We start from the raw sequence: 18,618 nt of genomic DNA, 5'->3' as shown, positions 1-18,618 counted from the left end.
AAAGAAGAGGTTCTTACAAGAACCTCTTCTTTTTTTCGTATGAAAGTCGCTTGTATGTGAAATAGACATCCGCACTGATCAGGTTTATAAAAAATTCGTTAGATTTAAAAGGAGGAAGAATTATGCTGGTTGTTATGAAATTTGGAGCTCCTCAGGAAGAAGTGGAAAAGGTCAATAGAAGTCTTGCACAAATGAGGGTGAACGTTACGCAAATTGGGGGAGCGCAGCAAAGTGTTTTCGCTTTAGTGGGAGATACCAGTCAACTGGACTTAGCTTCAATCCGTTCTAATAATTATGTCGACAAGGTTGTCAGAGTTTTTACTGAAGCGTGGATTTAGTAGAAAGAATAAGATAATCCATTCACATAACACTTGACTACACCTGTTGAAAGGTGATATTGTATAAAAAATATTCAAAAAACAATGACGAGGAAAAGTAGCTGGTGCGCGTGGTACAGAGAACTGGTGGATGGTGTAAACCAGTCCATTGCCAACAGTGAAATACCCCTTTGAGTTGCTGGTTGAACCTGTGAAGTAACCACAGAAGTAGATTTAGCCGGTTTCCCCCGTTAAAAGGATAGGGTAATGGAAATACATTTCCTTATCTGAAGTGGTAGCGATACAAATTGGGTGGTAACGCGGGAGAAATCTCGCCCCTAAGAGGGGTGGGATTATTTTTTTGTAGGAGGGTAGTAATGGTAGGAAAGTAGTGGTGTGAGACGCGGCAGGATTGTAGGGAGATAGGTAGTGGTGCGTCAAAAAAATGAGAAACATTGTGCTGATTGGTTTTATGGATACGAGTAAGACAGCTACAGGAAAAATATTTGCGAAAAAAATTCAGATGGAATTTTTTCAATTTATTGGGGGAGCTCTGATCTTAGCCGGTGTTATTTTGGTAACAAACAAGGGAAGCCAAGAAACCTGCCGGCAGAAACCATCTAAAAACGATTAACCTAAATAGAATCGAAGTGTCAAATTGAAGGTGATTTTTAAATAGGAGGTATTGGAATGAAACATATTATTGGTCATACTGATCAACCGTTGGTTTGTGCCCCATTGGTAGCAAGAAGTGCGAATGAAATTTTAGTGGAACTAGTGAGTGTTCTATCAAAGCAGCCAGATATTATTGAATGGCGAGCTGATTTTTTTGCGGATATTTCCCAAACAAACCATGTAATTGAAGTTGCCAAAACTATAAAAGAAACTGCCGGTCATATTCCGATTATTTTTTGTCTTCGCTCAGTACGGGAAGGTGGGCATCCTATACCCCTCTCACCGCAGCAGGTTGCTGAAGTAAATATAGCCGTTTGTCGGAATACTACGATAGAATATATAGACTACGAAATTTGCAATAATCCCTTGCATATACGAAAGCTAAAAGATGTTGCGGAAATGAAGGGAAAGAAGATCATAGGATCATTTCATAACTTTAATTGTACCCCTAGTCGAGAAGAACTGATTAAAAAGTTCTTACTGGTTGTAAAATACCGATTAGATGTTGCGAAGGTAGCTGTAATGCCACAATGTATGGAAGATGTCTTAACTTTACTTAGTGCCACACTTGAAGCTAAATCGAAACTGGATATACCCTTAATAGCAGTGTCGATGGGGCAACAAGGGATAGCGAGTCGGTTGATTGGCGGAATGTTCGGTTCAGCCCTAACTTTTGGCGTGGGATCACAAGCATCCGCGCCTGGGCAGGTTCCTATTGAAGACCTAAAAGCTGTTCGGTCAATTATAGAGAAGTCAATGGGTAGTAAGATATGACGTCAAAAAACGGATACTGGGCTTTAAGCCCTGCCCTAGCAATAACAAACAAAAGGTACTGTCACCGTCCAGGTGATAGTACCTTTTGTTACGCCCAGCATGGGCGTAATCTCAAGAGTGAAAGTCCCGAAAAGGGGCTGGCGAGCGCCTACCGTAGTATACTTGCAGGTGATCTTAATCTTCCTTAATCTTTGGAATCGCTTAGTATGGACTTGCCTGCTAGGTGAGCGGTCGGGGGGGGGGATGCTTCTCGTTAATTTCCTAGGATATTTAAAGCGCTTATCTTCGCGTGACCGCATGACTCCCGTATAATGAGGCTAGGCTGAAGAATAATGGTCTGCGATGGTATGTCGGGATTCTCCATTCTTGTATGTAGAAGGCGAGCTGCGTTAGATCCTAGTAATCGCGGGAACGAAGATACTGTAGTCAGTCTAGGCGTGATGATGGCCGCCTCGGGGATATCATCAAAACCGACAATTGCCAAATCATGCCCGACTTTTATACCTAACTCGTCTAATTTCATCATTGCGCCGATAGCTATGGCATCATTATAACAAAAAACAGCAGTTGGTGGATTCGGGTTATCCATAACTTGTTGAATAGCATCATATCCGCCTTGGCGTGTCGCAGGACTTTCTATTATCAAAGATTCATCTATTGGCAAGTCAGCCAACCTCAGGGCAGTATCGTAGCCTTTTTTACGTCCTTGCCACGAGGAAAGCCGAGAAAAGCCACCAACAAAAGCAATACGCCGATGCCATTTTTTGATTAGATAATCAACTGCGATTTGCCCGCCGAGTTCGTTATCAATGCCTACATAATCACCATTAGCACCAGAAGGTCTCCGGCCGACTAAAACAACAGGAATACCAAGTCTTCGTATACGGTCAATTGGCTCGCTGGGACTGCCGGGTACAGCTGAAATTATTATACCGCCAACTCTATTTTCTAGCATGGTTGACAGCAGACGTTCCTGGATGTCGTAAGAATCAAAAGTAGTCCCTAATATGACGGTCTTTCCTGCCTTATCCAATTCGTGGTGAATGCCCACAAGTAGCTCAGAATAAAATGGATTAGCTAATTCCATTATAATCAGACCCACGGTCGTCGAAACTTTTGAGCGAAGGTTAGCAGCTACCCGGTCATATACGTATCCCAGTTCTTGCATAGCAGCTTGGACTTTTTCTCGTGTCGCAGTCGAGATACTCGTACTTCCACGCTGAGCAAGAGATGCCGTAGCCCGAGAAACTCCTGCATGCTGCGCCACCTGCTGAAGTGTCACATGGTTGCGTTTCTTTTCTTGTTTCATAAAAGACCACCTATAATCATAGTCGTACAAACGGTCTAATTTGCTAGGCTTATTATAAGTTATCAAGTAGGGTCTGTCAATTAACTATCACTAAAGTTTACATTCAATTTAAAATAGTGAATAAGTACTTAGATACATGTAATGTAGTGAAAAACATAACTTATCTGAAAATGATATTTATTTAAAATAATCTGAATTAGCAATTGACATGCCCAAAATTTGTCGATATACTCTTATTAGATCGATCTAGTAGAACGAAATAGTTAAAGTGAATTCAACTGAAGCAAACTTTATTGATTAAAAAAACCATGTAAACGAGGTGATTGATACGTTAGAGTTATATTTAAAAGGCCCTAATTCATTAAGCATACAGGAAATGCAACCGGTGCCTGAAGTTAAGGAGAATGAAGTCAAAATTCGTGTTAGATATGGCGGAATATGTGGTTCGGATCTCCGCGTTTACAAAGGGCAAATTATTTATGCCCAATATCCTCTTCGGCCTGGACACGAGGTAGTAGGCACAGTCATTGAAGCGGGCGTGAATGCGACACAAAAGGTAGGGACAAAGGTAGCTGTTTTTCCAAATACCTACTGTGGGGAATGTGAGTTTTGTATAGGTGGGAAAACCAATATCTGCAAGTATAAAAAACCGCTAGGGGTATCTACTGATGGTGTTTTTGCTCAAGAAGTTGTTATCGATGCTAAATATGCAGTACCTATTCCGGACGGGATGCCCGATAAGCGTGCAGTGCTTGTGGAACCATTCGCGGTTACCGTCCATGCTCTAAAAAAAGCTGAGATTGGTAAAGGCATCTCGGTTGCCGTGGTCGGTTGTGGAACTGAGGGTTTGCTGGCAGTTGCACTGTCACTAAATATGGGAGCAGAGGTAACGGTGATTGATGTAAACCCAGTGAAATTAGATATTGCCAGAAGCTTCGGACCGATGCAGACAATGCAACCTCAGGAAGTCGGAAAAGATACAATGTTTGATGTAGTTATTGAAGCGGCTGGTGTGAAGACAGCCATAGAGCAAGCAGTGCAGATGGTAAAGCCGGGCGGCTCAATGATTGCACTGGGGATAACCAGTGAGGCAGTCAACTGGGTGCCAATCCATGTAGTTCGTAATGAAATATCAATTTTTGGCACCATTATTTATACCCAGCAGGACTTTGAAGATGCTATTAGATATTTGAACGATCCTACCTTTAATGTTGATCCGGTTATTTCTAAAATTGTACCCTTTACAGACTTTCAAAGTGCATTTGACGATGCCTTATCAGGAAATTATGCTAAGATTGTTTTAGATTTTAAGTGAAATATCTATGATAGGGGGCGTATAACAAAACACTAATATCTTGTATTATAAACGTAGCAAATGAAAAAGTGTGGAAGAGGGGCGAGACAGTGAAGAAGGTTCTTGCGGTGATTAGTGTACTACTTGTTTTCAGCTTAGTACTTGTGACAGGATGCTCTAGCCAAAAAACCGACAGCGAGAAAAAAGTCGGACCTAAAGTTATGAAACTCGGAATTGTTACCAATAAAGACAGATCACTTACGCAGGGTCTTGTAAAGTTCGGTGAGATTGTTGAAAAAGAATCTGGCGGATCAATCAAGGTAGAAGTTTTTTCGGACGGCGTACTGGGTGGTGACCGTCAAGTGATTGAGGCGTTGCAAATGGGGACTGTTCATGGAACGGCTGTATCCACAGGTGTTGTTGCTGCCTTTGTACCCCGTATGGATGCGTTTGACCTGCCTTTTCTATTCAAAGACAAGGCAACTGCCTACAAAGTGTTTGATGGACCGCTTGGGCAGGAAGTTCTCAAAGATTTGCCAAAGGCAGGTTTGATTGGTTTTGCTTACTGGGAAAACGGCTTTAGACATCTTACCAATAATAAGCGGGAAATCAAAACTGCTGATGAAATTAAAGGTTTGAAAATCAGAACACTAGAGAGCAAGGTACACATAGAAACTTGGAAAACTATGGGTGCGAACCCTACTCCTATAGCATATACGCAGTTATATAGCGCAATGGAGCAGGGTGTTGTGGACGGGCAGGAGAATCCTCTGGGTAATGTCGTAGGAATGAAATTTAATGAAGTACAAAAATATCTGACCACGACTGGCCATATCTATAACGCAAATGTATTTTTGATCAGCAAAAAATTCTTTGATAGTCTCTCTGACAAGGAAAAAGAAATCGTGACGAAAGCCGCGCAGGAAGCTAAGGATTACCAAAGAAAGCTCAATGATAAAGAAGATAATGACAGTATAGCTATTCTTAAAGAAAAAGGCATGAAAATAGCTGAACTTAATCCTGGCGAAAAAGAGAAGCTGCAACAAATTCTTCAACCAGTATATAAGCAAGTTGGTGCAGCAATTGGTGGAGATTTTGTTGATAAACTGTTGGCAGCAACTAAGTAACACTGAAATTCAAAATGACCAAATGACATAGTTTAAGCGCAACCTATATAGCAGGTGAATTTTCGGAAGGGACCCAATGATTTGCATTTGAATTCTTAAGGAGGCCTAAGGCCCCCTTAAGAATTCAAGATTGCTGAAATGTTGTTGAAATAGGCTTCGAGTTTTGGACAATCATAAATAATGGAGGAAACCGTAGCAATGAAGAAACTAGCTAGGTTTGAAGCCGCAGTAAACGGTTTAATGGCAGTACTATTGTCGTGTATGGGACTATTTGTTTTTACTAATGTTGTACTTCGTTATTTATTTAACTCTGGTCTTACTTGGGCAGAGGAGCTGTCTCGTTTCTTATTCATCTGGCTCATTTTCCTTGGCGCAATTGAGGCCCTAAAAGATAATAATCATCTAGGTTTTACTTCTTTTGTTCAAAAACTACCTCCCACAGCTAAGAAAGCGTGCTTTATTGTCAGTAATTCTTTGATGGTTGTATGTCTGGTAGTACTTTTTCAGGGAAGCGTAGAAATGACTTTATTGTCACAATATACACTGGCTCCAGCTACCGGATTACCACTCTCCGTTATGTATTCGGTTGGCATAGTATCTAGTATCGGGATGTTTTTGGTTATCTGCTGCAATCTTTACCGAGCTTTATTTGTGAAAGGTGCTATTGATGAACTCGTAGTTTTAAAGGAGTCAGAGGAGGAAATAACTCTGAAAACAGACGCTAAAGGAGAGGCGATGCAATGACAGTAGCGGTATTTTTGTCTTCACTGTGCGGCGCTATGCTGCTTGGTATGCCGATAGCCTTCGCATTGCTGGTATGCGGGTTAGCGTTAATGGGATACCTCGATATATTTGATGCTCGTATTTTAGCCCAAAATCTGATTATAGGCGCGGACAATTTTGCACTGATGGCCATTCCGTTTTTTATTCTCGTAGGCGAGCTAATGAACGCCGGCGGCATTTCCCGAAGGATTATTAATTTTGGTATAGCACTTGTTGGACACATTCGTGGAGGGCTTGGTTATGTGGCGATTATTACGGCTTTTATCTTTGCCGGCCTCTCTGGTTCAGCTGTTGCTGATACAGCCGCTCTTGCTGCGATTATGGTTCCAATGATGGCAGAAGCAGGATATGATAAGAGCCGATCGGCAGCGCTCATTGGCGCAGGTTCTATCGTTGCACCGATTTTGCCACCAAGTATTCCATTCATTATTTTTGGTTCTATCAGTGGTTTATCTGTAATGAAACTATTCATGGCTGGCTTAGTTCCTGGCGTTATTATTGCCGTAAGTCTTGCAATTACCTGGTGGTATATGGCAAGAAAGCAGAATGTCAAGGTCTATCCACGTAGTTCGTTTAAACAGATTGGTGTAGCTATCAGAGATGCTTCTTGGGCGCTTATACTACCAATCCTGATTATGGTTAGTATTAAATTCGGTATCGTGACACCGACTGAGGCAGCTGTTGGTGCTGTTTTCTACACGTTATTTCTGTGCTTTGTTATTTATCGTACTCTTACGATTAAAGATTTATATCGTGTGCTTGTTGCAGCATCCAAAACTACTAGTGTTATTATGTTTCTAATTGCTGCGGCGATGGTATCTGCTTGGCTGATTGCCATTGCAAATATCCCAGCTTCCATTACTAGTATGCTTGAACCTTATATGGGCAACAAAACACTACTCATGATTGCTATCAATGTATTGGTGTTTGTTGTCGGAACGGCAATGGATCTGACGCCGACAGTACTAATTCTTACACCAGTGCTGATGCCGATCATTACCAAAGCAGATATTGATCCCATATACTTTGGCGTGGTATTTATCTTAAACAACGCAATTGGTCTTTTAACCCCACCTGTCGGAACCGTGCTTAATGCCGCTTGCGGTGCAGGTAAGGTATTGATGGATGATCTGATGAGAGATATCATGCCGTTCCTGATTATTGAAACAGTAGTGTTAATTCTGCTCATTCTGTTTCCTGAGTTAATTCTAATTCCCCTCAAGTGGATGACGGGGGGTTAATACCCGCTCTACTACCAAAAAGGGGAACAAAAATTTATAATTAGATCGATATAGTAGATCGTTCTAATTAATCGGGAGAAACAAGGAGTGTATCATATGAAGCTAGGAGCAGACGAAATTAAGTTACCGACAAGCATAAATATCTGCGAAGTGGGACCGAGGGACGGACTGCAGAATGAGAAAACGCTGCTCTCAATTGAACATAAGGTTGAACTTATTGAAAAATCTGTTCAAGCAGGAGCGAAAATTGTAGAAATTGGTTCATTTGTCCATCCCAAGGCGGTTCCGCAGATGGCTGATACGGATGCAGTCGCGCGAAAGATTAGGCGAGTAGATAATGTAGAATACCGCGCATTAATACTTAACCTAAAAGGCCTAGAACGTGCGGAGGATGCTGGGGTTACCAAAGCCAAGCTGACAGCTTCAGCCAGTCGAGCCCATTCTCTCGCCAATATCAATCGAACCCCGGAAGAAGTAGTTCGTGGTTTCGAAGAGTGCGCTAATTATGCGGCAACCCATAATATGGAGCTTTCTGGTGCAATCTCAACCGCATTCGGCTGTCCGTTTGAGGGCCGAGTTGCTGCAGAACAGGTTTTGTCCGTTGTTTCTTGTTTTAGAGAAATTGGTGTTAAAGAGCTTTCTTTATCAGATACAACCGGGATGGCCAATCCACTGCAGGTTTATGAACTGTGTACTAAGGTTCAGAAACAGTTTCCTGATGTCAAATGGGTTCTACACTTTCACAATACCAGAGGCATGGGACTGGCGAACGTGATGGCAGGTATGATGGCTGGCGTTAAATATTATGATGCTTGCTTCGCCGGTTTGGGCGGTTGTCCGTTCGCGCCGGGGGCCACAGGTAACATCGCTACCGAAGACCTGATTCATATGTGCCATGAAATGGGTATAGCCACCGGTTATGATCTGGATCAAGTGATTTCTATTGGACGCACTATCCGAAAAATGATCGGACATGATACTGCCAGCTTTGTTTTGGATGCAGGCAAGTGTAGTGACATAGTCAAACCGCAAAAGTAAATCAAAATCAAGAGACTACTAATGATAATAGAGGAGGATGTATATGAAAGACTTAATTTCCAATCAGCTTATTAAATATCTTGAGAAAAGGGGTGTCAAGCACATCTTCGGACTATGCGGGCACACCAACATCGCTGTTTTGGCTGCGTTATCAAAAAGCGAAAAAATTCGCTTCATTAACGTTCGGCATGAGCAAATTGCCTCACACGCTGCCGATGGCTACGCTCGGATAACTAAGAAAGCCTCAGTGGTGCTCAGTCACTTAGGGCCAGGACTCACCAACGCCGCAACAGGGGTGGCTAATGCGGCGTTGGATTCTGTGCCTATGGTTGTTATCGCAGGCGATGTACCAACTCACTACTACGGCAAGCATCCTCATCAGGAGGTTAATCTACATGCTGATGCATCGCAGTGGGAGATCTACCGTCCCTTCGTTAAACGGGCGTGGCGCGTTGATCGCCCTGATCTCTTTCCAGAAATTCTGGAAAAAGCTTTTGCGTTAGCTGAGTCAGGTCGGCCCGGTCCGGTGCTGGTTGATGTGCCAATGGACATTTTCTCGATGGAAGTAGACACCGTACTGTTTGAAAAACTAGACAATAACACTAAGACCATTCAAAAACCATCCATTGATGATGAGCTTGCGACAAAGATTGTCAAGACTCTGACCAATGCTCAAGCCCCAGTTCTCTATGTTGGCGGCGGGATTATTCTGGCTGATGCCGCACAAGAGTTACAAGAGTTCGTTGATCACATGGGCATTCCAGTAGCGCATTCTTTGATGGGCAAAGGGGCACTACCTGATGATCATCCATTAACATTGGGAATGACTGGTTTCTGGGGCACCAAGTTTATTAACGAAAAATGCAAAAATGCCGACTATGTGTTTGGCTTGGGAACTAGCTTTAAAGAAGCAGACTGCAGTTCCTGGTATCCTGAATATACCTTTAGTTTCCCCCCTACAAAACTGATTCATATCGATATTGATCCTAGCGAAATCGGACGCAACTACCCAGTGGAGATTGGTGCGGTAGCTGATTTAAAACAGGCGTTGACCGTGTTAACCCGTGTAGCCAAGAAGCTCTATCCTGAGCCTAAGAAAAGCTTGGCGATTAAGGAAGAAATTGCTTCTTATAAAAAAGAATTCAAAGCAAGTAACAAGTCCCTTGAAGAAAGCGAAGCTTTCCCGCTTACGCCGCAGCGTATACTGGCAGATGTGCGTGATGCTTTACCGCGTAATGCGATAATTACAACTGACGTAGGCTGGAACAAAAACGGAGTAGGCCAACAGTTCCCCATCTATGAGCCGGGGTCCATCCTTACACCGGGCGGTTTGGCAACGATGGGATTTGGTTCGCCGGCGGCACTGGGAGCTAAAGTTGCTGCACCAGACCGGGTGGTAGTATCGCTAATCGGTGACGGCGGCTTTGGTCAAAATCCAGCAGTACTTGCAACTGCTGCTATTGAAAATATCCCAACCATCTTCGTTATTATGAATAACAATGCATTTGGTACAATAGCCGGTCTCGAAAAGGCTCATTATGATACAACCTTCGGTACTTTGTTTATAAAAGACGGAAAGACATACTCCCCTGATTATGCTGCTATTGCGAGAGCATATGGGGTAGAGGGTGAAAAAATTCAATCAGCAGCTGATTTTAAACCGGCACTGGAGAGAGCCATAAAATCTAATAAACCGTATGTGCTTGACGTATCAATGATAAATAACCCAGTTCCAACAGCTGGTCATTGGAATATAATGGATATCTACTCGCCAGGCAAAAAGGTACACCATGCAAGTACTAACTAACTACTCGCTTGAAAAAAGTACCTCTTTGGATGGAAAATAGTGTCCTTCCATCTACTAATTCCGCCTCTGGGCAGTCTTAGTGGATGTGCGAAACTGAGCACTTGTATACTCTTCCATAATGAAAGGAGGGGCGGAATAGGCAATGATCAGACAATTCTCGCTAGCGCACCTTACTGTGTTGGGTTGTCCCCCGCCTGAAATGACCTACATTGCAGCACGTGCTGGCTATGATTTCGTAAGCATTCGGCCAATATATATGGGCTTGCCCGGTGAACCCAACTATTCGCTTTCTGAAAACCAAGAGATGCTGCGCCAAACTAAAAAGGCGCTTGCCGAAACGGGTGTCAAACTTCACGACATTGAATTGGCGCGCATCTATGACGGGGTTGATGTAAAAAAGTATCTTCCAGCTATCGAAATTGCCGCTGAACTAGGTGGACGCGCTGTTCTCAGCAGTATCTGGACATCTGATCGCAGTTGCTATATTGAGAAGTTTGCCGAACTTTGTGATTTAGCTAAGCCGTTTGGCTTGACTGTGGATTTAGAGTATGTACCTATTGCGTGTATTGCTAATCTTGCAGGAGCAGTCGATGTTCTTCAGGCTGTAAAGCAAAGTAACGCTGGCCTAATGATCGATACACATCATTTTCATCGGGCTGGAGATAGGATTGAAGATCTTGATGCTGTACCACGTAATTGGTTCCACTTTGCCCATATTTGTGATGCGCCGCTGGACATTCCATCTACGCCAGAAGAAATGACCCGCATATTACGCGAAGCACGTTTGTATTGTGGCGAAGGTGGTATTGATGTAGCAGGCATCTTAAGTCATATACCCAATATTCCTTATTCGATTGAATTGCCACATCTCATGCGTGTTAAGGAACTGGGTTATGCAGAACATGCTTGGCGATGCCTAAAGACTGCGAAGGAGTATCTCGATGCTAAACTTCCAGTATTCGTAACAATTTAGGAAGTATCAGCTATAGTAAAATACCATAGATGAGATCAGAAAAGTTCTAGTCGTAGGTGTTAATAGATTAAAATTTATTGCTTAGATTAGGAGGCGTTTTACATGGCTAATGAATTGACGAAAGAACAACAGGAAGAATTGGACTTAGTGCTTGAAAAGGCAAGGAAAGCTTTAGCGATCATCGAGACCTATGATCAAGCTCGGGTAGACCGGTTGTGCCAGGCGGTTGCTTGGGCTGTCGCCAATAAGAAAACGTTTGAACGTTTGGTGGATATGGGAATTGAGGAAAGTAGACTCGGAGATCCAGTAAGCCGGATGAATAAACGCTTCAAAATCCGCGGAGTTCTTCGCGATGCCCTGAGGCAAAAAAGCGTTGGAATTATTGAAGAAGTTCCAGAGAAAGGTATCGTAAAGTATGCCAAGCCGATAGGCGTCATAGCATCCATTGTGCCGACGACTAATCCTGACCTCACACCGGCAGGCACTGCCATTTATGCTATCAAAGCCCGAGATGTTGTTGTCTTCTCTCCACATCCCCGGTCAAAAAAGACATCGTTTGAAACTGTTCGGTTGATGCGTGAAGCACTTGAACGTGAAGGGGCTCCTGCTGATATTCTCCAATGCCTTACCCAAGTAAATATCCCCATGTCAAAAGCGCTAATGGCCTCGGCTGACCTTGTGTTGGCCACTGGCGGCAAAGACATGGTAAAGGCTGCGTACAGTTCGGGAACTCCAGCCTATGGTGTCGGTGCCGGAAATGCAACTATGATTATTGATGAAACTGCTAATATTGAAGAAGCGGCCCGCAATACCATGCTCAGCAAAACCTCTGATTTTGGTTCTGGCTGCTCTGCCGATGGCAACCTGATCATTAATGAAAGCATCTTTGATAAACTTCTTGAACAATTACAAAAAGAAGGCGGCTATCTGGCCAACGAGGAAGAAAAAGCTAAGCTGCGTGCTGTAATGTGGGATGAAGAAGGACATCGTTCGCCCAAGACGGTAGCGATAGCGCCTCAGCAAATGGCTGAGATTGCTGGTTTTAGCATACCTGCTGACCGTAAATTTATCATCGTTTATGGTGATGGTATTGGTAAAGAGCATCCTTTCTCCGGTGAAAAACTTACAACACTCCTGGCTGTTTATAAATATCAGGGAGAGTTTGAGAACGCTCTTGATATGATGCGGGCTATTTACGAAGTAGGTGGCAAGGGTCATTCAGTAGGCATTTATTCTTTCAATGATGAGCATATCCATCGTCTTAGCCTGGCAGCCCCTGTTAGCAGGATTATGGTTCGGCAGCCGCAATCAAAGGCCAATGCCGGTGCATTTAATAACGGTATGCCGATGACGTCAAGTTTAGGCTGCGGTTCTTGGGGTGGAAACATTGTTTCTGAAAATGTAAACCTCAAGCACTATATGAATACTACCTGGGTATCTCGTCCAATCCCTGAAGATAAACCTTCGGACCAAGAATTGTTTGGTGACTTTTATAACGCTGAATTAGAAAAATAAGCAGGAAATAAAAGAAAGCCTCTAAACAGCAAGAACAGGCATTGAAAGAACTGTAGTCGATGCCTGTTTTTGTTTAGTAATCGATTTGGTTAGCACATTCAGCTTTCGGTGAAGGAGTCATAACGTTGAATTGGCGAAAAAATTTGTGGTCTTTATGGCTTGGCTGCCTTTTATCCAGCTCAAGTTACACGATGCTTATGCCCTTCCTCCCGCTTTATTTATACGACCTTGGCGTCAATGGAGAGAAAATTAACCTCTGGTCAGGATTAATCTTGTCGGCAACTTTTTTCGTAAGTGCAATGATGGCTCCTTACTGGGGAAAAAGGGCTGACAGGGCAGGCAAACGTAAGATGTTGCTTCGTGCCGGTTTTAGTCTAGGTTCAGTGTATATTTTGGGTGCTTTTGTCAGTTCGCCACTTGAGCTCTTAGGTGTAAGGATCTTACAGGGGTTTGCAGCTGGTTTTGTTCCCGCCGCTTTAGCAATTGTTTCTTCTTCTATGCCTGAGGAGAAAGTGGGCTGGGGTCTGGGAATTATGCAAGCTGCGACTCTAACAGGCACGATTATTGGGCCACTACTTGGTGGTATCCTTTCTCATATTTTTGGTATTCGGTCGTCCTTTATCGTGGCTGGCTGCGTTATGCTGCTGGGGACATGCGCAGTAAGAATGCTTGTAACCGAACCGCTGGCAGCAAGTTCTCAGCAGACTGGCAGTGTGGCTAATGATTTAAAGCTGGCACTCAATAACCGGCCTTTCATTTGGATACTAGTATTACTTGTTCTTAGCCAAATGGTTGTAATGTTGCTGCAACCAACTATTCCACTATATGTTGCCGAACTTCAAGGGCGTATTGAGGGGGTCGGATTAACATCGGGTATTGTGTTTAGTCTTGCCGGCATTGCAGGTGTTATCGGGGCTCCCTTGTGGGGAAGGCTTGGTCATAAGGTCGGGTTTGCGATGATCTTAATTACCGTATGTACCGGTGCAGGACTTGCAGTCAGCCTATTTTCTTTTACGGAAAGTATTTTGAGTTTTGGTGTTTTGCAGTTTGTATTTGGTTTTTTTATTGCTGGGGTCATCCCTACGGTTAATACAATTACGGTGCTCAACTCTGAACCCTGCTTTAGGGGGCGGGCCTTTGGGGTCATAATGAGTGCCAACCAGTTAGGCTCAATGATTGGTCCGCTGATGGGGGGCATCATAAGTAACTGGATAGGAATTAAAACGACTTTTCTCTATACAGGGATATTTCTGATTATCGTTGGAGTGGCAATTTGGTATAAGTGTTCTCGTAAAGGAGATAAGAGTCTCAGTCGTGGTTTGCTGTTAACTGATAAGTCGTTTTCGACAAATATTAAGACATAGAGATTGGAGTGAAAACGTAGTGAGTTTGAAAGTGCTCAACAATCGCTGTAAGGGCTGCGGTATCTGCGTAGAGTTTTGCCCCAAAAAGGTACTAATCGTCAATCAATTTGAGAAAGTTGAAGTTGTCATTGAAGAAGAATGTATATTATGCCGTCAGTGCGAAATGCGTTGCCCTGACTTCGCCATCTTTGTACAGAAATAATAGGGGAGTGAAGATAGTGTCAAGAGTTAGTCTTATTCAGGGCAATCAGGCAGTCGCTGAAGGTGCAATTGCTGCCGGCGTGACATTTTTCGGCGGATATCCGATTACGCCTTCTACCGAAGTGGCCGAAGCCCTAGCAAAAAAGTTACCCGCTAATGGCGGTAAGTTTGTACAGATGGAAGATGAGATTGCTGGGATTGGTGTTATTATAGGTGCCTCCCTTGCAGGAAAAAAGGTAATGACGGCTACAAGCGGTCCGGGATTCTCATTGAAGCAGGAGCTATTAGGGTATGCCTGTATAGCTGAGATACCGATGGTTATTGTCAACGTACAGCGTATGGGCCCCTCCACAGGCCAACCTACAGCACCTGCCCAGGGAGATGTGATGCAGGCACGCTGGGGAACACATGGTGACCATTCCATCATTGCCCTTACACCCAGCAGCGTACCTGAATGTTTTGATCTGACCATCAAAGCCTATGAGCTATCCGAAAAATATCGCACTCCCGTTATCCTTCTTCTGGATGAAGTAGTCGGGCACATGCGAGAGCGAATTGATCTTCCGGATTCCTATGAGACACTCGTTAAACCACAGCGGAAGCTGCCTGTGGTTTCTCCTGAAGAATACAAGGCATATAAACCTGATTCCGACCTGGTTCCGGCAATGGCTCCGTTTGGCAAAGGCTATCGCTGGCATGTAACCGGACTTGTCCATGACGAGTATGGTTTCCCGGATGGATCTCCGGCTGCAACTCAAAAATGTCTTGATCGTCTTCAGGACAAAATTAATTACAACTTGGATGAGATCGTCCTCTATGAGAATTATCTTATGGAAGATGCGGAAATCGCCGTAGTAGCCTACGGTGGTACTGCTCGTACAGCTTATGCCGCTATTGACGCAGCCCGCAGTAAAGGTATTAAAGCCGGCCTTTTCCGTCCAATAACCATGTGGCCCTTCCCGTCAAAACAAATTAAAGAAATCGCTGGTAAAGTGAAGCACGTGATAGTGGCCGAGATGAACCAAGGACAGTATGTTATAGAAGTAGAGCGGGTAGTTGCCGGCAAAGTACCGGTAACGCTGCATGCAAAATATAACAGCGAAGCGATTACGCCGGATGAACTTCTGGCCACAATTACGGGACTGAAATAAGGATTGTAGGGAGGATTAATCAGTAGATGGAAATGGAACAAATAATAGAAAAGTATTTCCGTCCCGGACGTTTGCCTCATATTTGGTGTCCGGGCTGCGGCAATGGTATAGTTACTGGGGCTATTGTCAAAGCCATCGACAAGCTTGCAATTGAAAAGGATGATGTCGCGGTAGTATCAGGCATAGGATGTTCAAGCCGTGCATCTGGTTACCTTGATTTCAATACCGTGCACTCAGCGCACGGACGGGCACTGCCAGTTGCAACTGGCATCAAGCTTGCCGAACCGCGGCTTAAGGTAATCGTTGTCACTGGTGATGGAGATGCAACGGCTATAGGCGGCAACCATTTTATTCATGCCGCCCGGCGCAATATAGACGTAACTGTTGTGCTATATAACAACAATATATATGGTATGACCGGCGGCCAGTATTCACCGTTAACACCGACTAATTCCAAGGCTACAACAGCGCAGTACGGAACAGTAGATCGGCCGTTTGACGTGACTGAATTGGCTAAGGGCGCGGGTGCAACCTATATAGCCCGCTCAACCACTTTCCATACTCAGCTATTGGTCGATGTTATTGCACAAGGCATAGAACACGAAGGTTTCAGTATTATTGAAGCCATCACGGCGTGCCCGATATCTTACGGGCGTCAGAACAAACTGGGGGCGGCACCTAACATGATGAAATGGCAAAAGGATCATGGCATTATGCTTGCCGCTTATAATAAACTTACGAACGATCAAACAGAGGACAAGTTCCCAATTGGCATTTTGTATAAAGCCCCAGCTCCGGAATATACAGCAGAATACGACAAAGTAATAGCTAAAGCGCAGAAAGGAGCTAAATAATATGAAGCAACTTCGTTTGTCTGGAACTGGCGGCCAAGGGCTGATTCTGGGTGGAATAATTCTTGCTGAAGCGGCGCTTATGGACGGGAAACTTGCCGTACAGTCCCAATCTTACGGCCCTGAGGCTCGCGGTGGCTCCAGTAAGGCAGAAGTTCTTATTTCAGATAAATTAATACGTTATCCCAAGATAACTGTGCCGGATGTTGTATTGGCAATGAGCCAAGAAGCGTGCAAGAAATATTCGACAGATCTTTCAGAAGAAGGCATATTGGTTATAGATAGTCTGTTTGTACAGCAGCTACCAGAAAAAAAATATAAAAAGGTATATGCGCTGCCTATTACTCAAACTGCCCAAGAAGGATTGGGTAAAGCCCTATTCGCAAACATAGTAGCTTTGGGAGCCATTGTCAAGATAACTGGTGTGGTATCAATAGAATCACTTACCAAAGCCGTGTTAGCCCGAGTGCCCAAAGGCACGGAAGAGCTTAATGAAAAAGCCATTAAATTGGGCATGAAATTAGTTGAGTAATCTATCGCATATCAGAATCTTGTGAGCACACTGCGTTTTTGTATATTATATTAATTAATTTTTTATTACGCTAAGGGGAAGTATCTAAAAGGTACTTCCTTTTAGCGTAAGTGAATTACCTCAATTAAATATATAAAGTCCGAAGTGTTGAACAAACTTTTGAAAAATTATTACTAGTCAATTAAAGTGCAGGCAAGAGCAAAGAAACTGTAGTTAAGCCCATAAACGCCGAAGGTACTTGGCTGGAAGCGGCCTGGGAGATTAGGAAGTTGCTGGTTAGATCAAAACACCTACTAAAAATGTTGGTGTTTTTTTATTGTCAAAATGGGAGTTTTTCTTGTTGGGTAAATATTCTCTGGAATGCTGAATTTGTCTCTGTTTTGTAGCATTTCTTCTCATTTATTATGGGACAGTATAAAACAAATACGAACTTTGTACATTTTATAATAGTTATTCATGGACCATTTCTTTGTATTTAATGTTGAATTATAGTGTTTTACAGCAGATATTTAGGTTTTTTTATTTAAAACCTTTTTAGACTCAAGCTATTTTTATTGTTTATAACTTGGCACACTACTTGCTTATTTAATCAGAGAAAGGAGGAAATCAAATTACTGGAAGTTATCCGATTAGGCCGGGTCCAATGGTGGCATTAAAACACTATTTCAAAAAGAAAGGGGTTTTTGGCATGTCATTAAAAGGAAAAGTTGCATTAGTTACCGGGGGCGGAACTGGTATTGGTAAAGGGGTAGTGGAGGCTTTGGCGCGTGAAGGTGCACAAATCGCTATTGCTGCTGTCGATTTCGTCGATTCTGGCGCCAATCAATATGGAACTAAAAATATTGGCGGTTATACCGCAGCCAACAAATTGGCTGCCGAATTGCAGGCAAAAGGCATTGATGTTATCGCTATTGACGCTAATATTACAAAAGTAGCGGACATGGATAATGCAGTTAAAACTACGGTAGAGCGTTTTGGAAAACTGGATATTCTGGTGAATGTTGCTGGTCTCATAACATGCAAGAATGTGGTTGACTTAACAGAAGACGATTGGGATTCTGTCGTTGATACAAATGCAAAAGGTACTTTTGTTACCAATAAAGCAGTTCTCCCGCAAATGAAAAAACAGGGCGGTGGAAGAATAATAAACTTTACATCAATAGCAGGCAAAACCGGCTACCCAGGTCTTGCTCATTATTGCGCCTCCAAGTTTGCGGTAATAGGTTTTACGAACGCATTAGCTAAAGAGTTGGTAAAAGAAAGCATAACAGTTAATGCAGTTGCTCCAGGCATTGTTGCTACGGAAATGTGGGTTAATCTTCGTAAGGCATGGGCGCTGCCCGGAGAAACCGAGGAAGAAAGCTATAAACGTTGTGTAACTAACATGATTCCTCAAGGAGTCGACCAAACCCCGGAAGACATGGCGAAAGCCGTACTATTCTTTATTGATAACCCCTGTGTTACCGGACAAACTCTAAATGTTGACGGCGGTTGCTCATAGAATCAAAAACTCCCGATTTTCTAAGAGGCCACTGAAGAACTTGTGGTTTTGACGGAGCAAAGCTTAAAAAGTACGAAACAGAAGACGACCCTTGTTCCCAATTTTGGGGTGAGGGTCGTCTTTTACCATTTAGGAAACCTTTATAACTTGTCTTCTACCTTATCA

The 18,618-nt window shown here is 43.4% G+C and carries 18 protein-coding genes and 1 other annotated feature; of the genes, 17 read left to right on the top strand and 1 reads right to left on the bottom strand.

Annotated features, from left to right (window positions below; translation table 11 throughout):
• Positions 1 to 122 precede the first annotated feature (122 nt).
• From VN447_RS15705 to aroD, 3 genes are all read left to right on the top strand, one after another.
• Positions 123 to 338 carry a hypothetical protein gene (locus VN447_RS15705; protein ID WP_325526286.1) on the top strand — a complete coding sequence of 72 codons (216 nt, stop codon included), beginning with the start codon at positions 123 to 125 and terminating at the stop codon, positions 336 to 338.
• Positions 339 to 413: 75 nt separating this feature from the next.
• Positions 414 to 660: a binding site (T-box leader), on the top strand.
• 114 nt (positions 661 to 774) lie between these two features.
• Positions 775 to 951 (top strand): hypothetical protein, encoded by a 177-nt coding sequence (locus tag VN447_RS15700; RefSeq protein WP_325526285.1) that lies wholly within the window; start codon positions 775 to 777, stop codon positions 949 to 951.
• 56 nt (positions 952 to 1,007) lie between these two features.
• Positions 1,008 to 1,766 carry a type I 3-dehydroquinate dehydratase gene (gene aroD, locus VN447_RS15695; protein WP_325526284.1) on the top strand — a complete coding sequence of 253 codons (759 nt, stop codon included), beginning with the start codon at positions 1,008 to 1,010 and terminating at the stop codon, positions 1,764 to 1,766.
• Positions 1,767 to 2,019: 253 nt separating this feature from the next.
• Here aroD and VN447_RS15690 read toward each other — a convergent pair whose 3' ends face one another.
• Positions 2,020 to 3,141: a LacI family DNA-binding transcriptional regulator gene (locus VN447_RS15690; RefSeq protein WP_325526283.1), complete on the bottom strand. Its 1,122-nt coding sequence runs from the start codon at positions 3,139 to 3,141 to the stop codon at positions 2,020 to 2,022.
• A gap of 310 nt (positions 3,142 to 3,451) precedes the next feature.
• On the opposite strand from VN447_RS15690, the gene VN447_RS15685 reads away from it, so the two are divergent.
• From VN447_RS15685 to VN447_RS15620, 14 genes are all read left to right on the top strand, one after another.
• Entirely contained in the window at positions 3,452 to 4,390 is a 939-nt protein-coding gene (locus VN447_RS15685; RefSeq protein ID WP_325526288.1) for a zinc-dependent alcohol dehydrogenase, read from the top strand.
• Positions 4,391 to 4,479: 89 nt separating this feature from the next.
• Entirely contained in the window at positions 4,480 to 5,496 is a 1,017-nt protein-coding gene (locus VN447_RS15680) for a DctP family TRAP transporter solute-binding subunit (protein ID WP_325526282.1), read from the top strand.
• Between the two features lie 198 nt (positions 5,497 to 5,694).
• On the top strand, positions 5,695 to 6,240 hold the full coding sequence (locus VN447_RS15675; protein ID WP_325526281.1) for a TRAP transporter small permease: 546 nt from the start codon (positions 5,695 to 5,697) through the stop codon (positions 6,238 to 6,240).
• Positions 6,237 to 7,520, top strand: a complete 1,284-nt coding sequence (locus VN447_RS15670) for a TRAP transporter large permease subunit (protein WP_325526280.1) — start codon at positions 6,237 to 6,239, stop codon at positions 7,518 to 7,520. The genes VN447_RS15675 and VN447_RS15670 overlap by 4 nt, the downstream gene beginning before the upstream one ends.
• A 96-nt stretch (positions 7,521 to 7,616) precedes the next feature.
• Positions 7,617 to 8,558: a hydroxymethylglutaryl-CoA lyase gene (locus VN447_RS15665; protein ID WP_325526279.1), complete on the top strand. Its 942-nt coding sequence runs from the start codon at positions 7,617 to 7,619 to the stop codon at positions 8,556 to 8,558.
• 43 nt (positions 8,559 to 8,601) lie between these two features.
• Positions 8,602 to 10,365, top strand: a complete 1,764-nt coding sequence (locus VN447_RS15660) for a thiamine pyrophosphate-binding protein (protein ID WP_325526278.1) — start codon at positions 8,602 to 8,604, stop codon at positions 10,363 to 10,365.
• A gap of 142 nt (positions 10,366 to 10,507) precedes the next feature.
• Positions 10,508 to 11,338 (top strand): sugar phosphate isomerase/epimerase, encoded by an 831-nt coding sequence (locus VN447_RS15655; protein WP_325526277.1) that lies wholly within the window; start codon positions 10,508 to 10,510, stop codon positions 11,336 to 11,338.
• A gap of 102 nt (positions 11,339 to 11,440) precedes the next feature.
• Positions 11,441 to 12,853 (top strand): aldehyde dehydrogenase family protein, encoded by a 1,413-nt coding sequence (locus VN447_RS15650; RefSeq protein WP_325526276.1) that lies wholly within the window; start codon positions 11,441 to 11,443, stop codon positions 12,851 to 12,853.
• Between the two features lie 125 nt (positions 12,854 to 12,978).
• Positions 12,979 to 14,217: an MFS transporter gene (locus VN447_RS15645; protein WP_325526275.1), complete on the top strand. Its 1,239-nt coding sequence runs from the start codon at positions 12,979 to 12,981 to the stop codon at positions 14,215 to 14,217.
• A gap of 19 nt (positions 14,218 to 14,236) precedes the next feature.
• Entirely contained in the window at positions 14,237 to 14,419 is a 183-nt protein-coding gene (locus tag VN447_RS15640) for a 4Fe-4S binding protein (RefSeq protein WP_325526274.1), read from the top strand.
• A 16-nt stretch (positions 14,420 to 14,435) separates the two neighbouring features.
• Positions 14,436 to 15,569, top strand: coding sequence for a 2-oxoacid:acceptor oxidoreductase subunit alpha (locus VN447_RS15635; protein WP_325526273.1), 1,134 nt, complete (start codon positions 14,436 to 14,438; stop codon positions 15,567 to 15,569).
• 32 nt (positions 15,570 to 15,601) lie between these two features.
• Positions 15,602 to 16,423 (top strand): 2-oxoacid:ferredoxin oxidoreductase subunit beta, encoded by an 822-nt coding sequence (locus tag VN447_RS15630; protein ID WP_325526287.1) that lies wholly within the window; start codon positions 15,602 to 15,604, stop codon positions 16,421 to 16,423.
• A gap of 1 nt (position 16,424) precedes the next feature.
• Positions 16,425 to 16,952: a 2-oxoacid:acceptor oxidoreductase family protein gene (locus VN447_RS15625; protein ID WP_325526272.1), complete on the top strand. Its 528-nt coding sequence runs from the start codon at positions 16,425 to 16,427 to the stop codon at positions 16,950 to 16,952.
• A gap of 688 nt (positions 16,953 to 17,640) precedes the next feature.
• Positions 17,641 to 18,453: an SDR family NAD(P)-dependent oxidoreductase gene (locus VN447_RS15620; protein WP_325526271.1), complete on the top strand. Its 813-nt coding sequence runs from the start codon at positions 17,641 to 17,643 to the stop codon at positions 18,451 to 18,453.
• The last annotated feature ends 165 nt before the right edge of the window (positions 18,454 to 18,618 follow it).

This window comes from Sporomusa sp., from assembly GCF_035561155.1.
GTDB lineage: Bacteria > Bacillota > Negativicutes > Sporomusales > Sporomusaceae > Sporomusa.
This window is presented reverse-complemented; position numbering and strand designations above follow the sequence as displayed.

Bases quoted from the DNA above. Each gene is read 5' to 3' on its own strand.
- VN447_RS15705 (WP_325526286.1), top strand. From the start codon at position 123: ATGCTGGTTGTTATGAAATTTGGAGCTCCTCAGGAAGAAGTGGAAAAG.
- aroD (WP_325526284.1), top strand. From the start codon at position 1,008: ATGAAACATATTATTGGTCATACTGATCAACCGTTGGTTTGTGCCCCA.
- VN447_RS15685 (WP_325526288.1), top strand. From the start codon at position 3,452: ATGCAACCGGTGCCTGAAGTTAAGGAGAATGAAGTCAAAATTCGTGTT.
- VN447_RS15675 (WP_325526281.1), top strand. From the start codon at position 5,695: ATGAAGAAACTAGCTAGGTTTGAAGCCGCAGTAAACGGTTTAATGGCA.
- VN447_RS15670 (WP_325526280.1), top strand. From the start codon at position 6,237: ATGACAGTAGCGGTATTTTTGTCTTCACTGTGCGGCGCTATGCTGCTT.
- VN447_RS15665 (WP_325526279.1), top strand. From the start codon at position 7,617: ATGAAGCTAGGAGCAGACGAAATTAAGTTACCGACAAGCATAAATATC.
- VN447_RS15660 (WP_325526278.1), top strand. From the start codon at position 8,602: ATGAAAGACTTAATTTCCAATCAGCTTATTAAATATCTTGAGAAAAGG.
- VN447_RS15655 (WP_325526277.1), top strand. From the start codon at position 10,508: ATGATCAGACAATTCTCGCTAGCGCACCTTACTGTGTTGGGTTGTCCC.
- VN447_RS15650 (WP_325526276.1), top strand. From the start codon at position 11,441: ATGGCTAATGAATTGACGAAAGAACAACAGGAAGAATTGGACTTAGTG.
- VN447_RS15630 (WP_325526287.1), top strand. From the start codon at position 15,602: ATGGAACAAATAATAGAAAAGTATTTCCGTCCCGGACGTTTGCCTCAT.
- VN447_RS15625 (WP_325526272.1), top strand. From the start codon at position 16,425: ATGAAGCAACTTCGTTTGTCTGGAACTGGCGGCCAAGGGCTGATTCTG.
- VN447_RS15620 (WP_325526271.1), top strand. From the start codon at position 17,641: ATGTCATTAAAAGGAAAAGTTGCATTAGTTACCGGGGGCGGAACTGGT.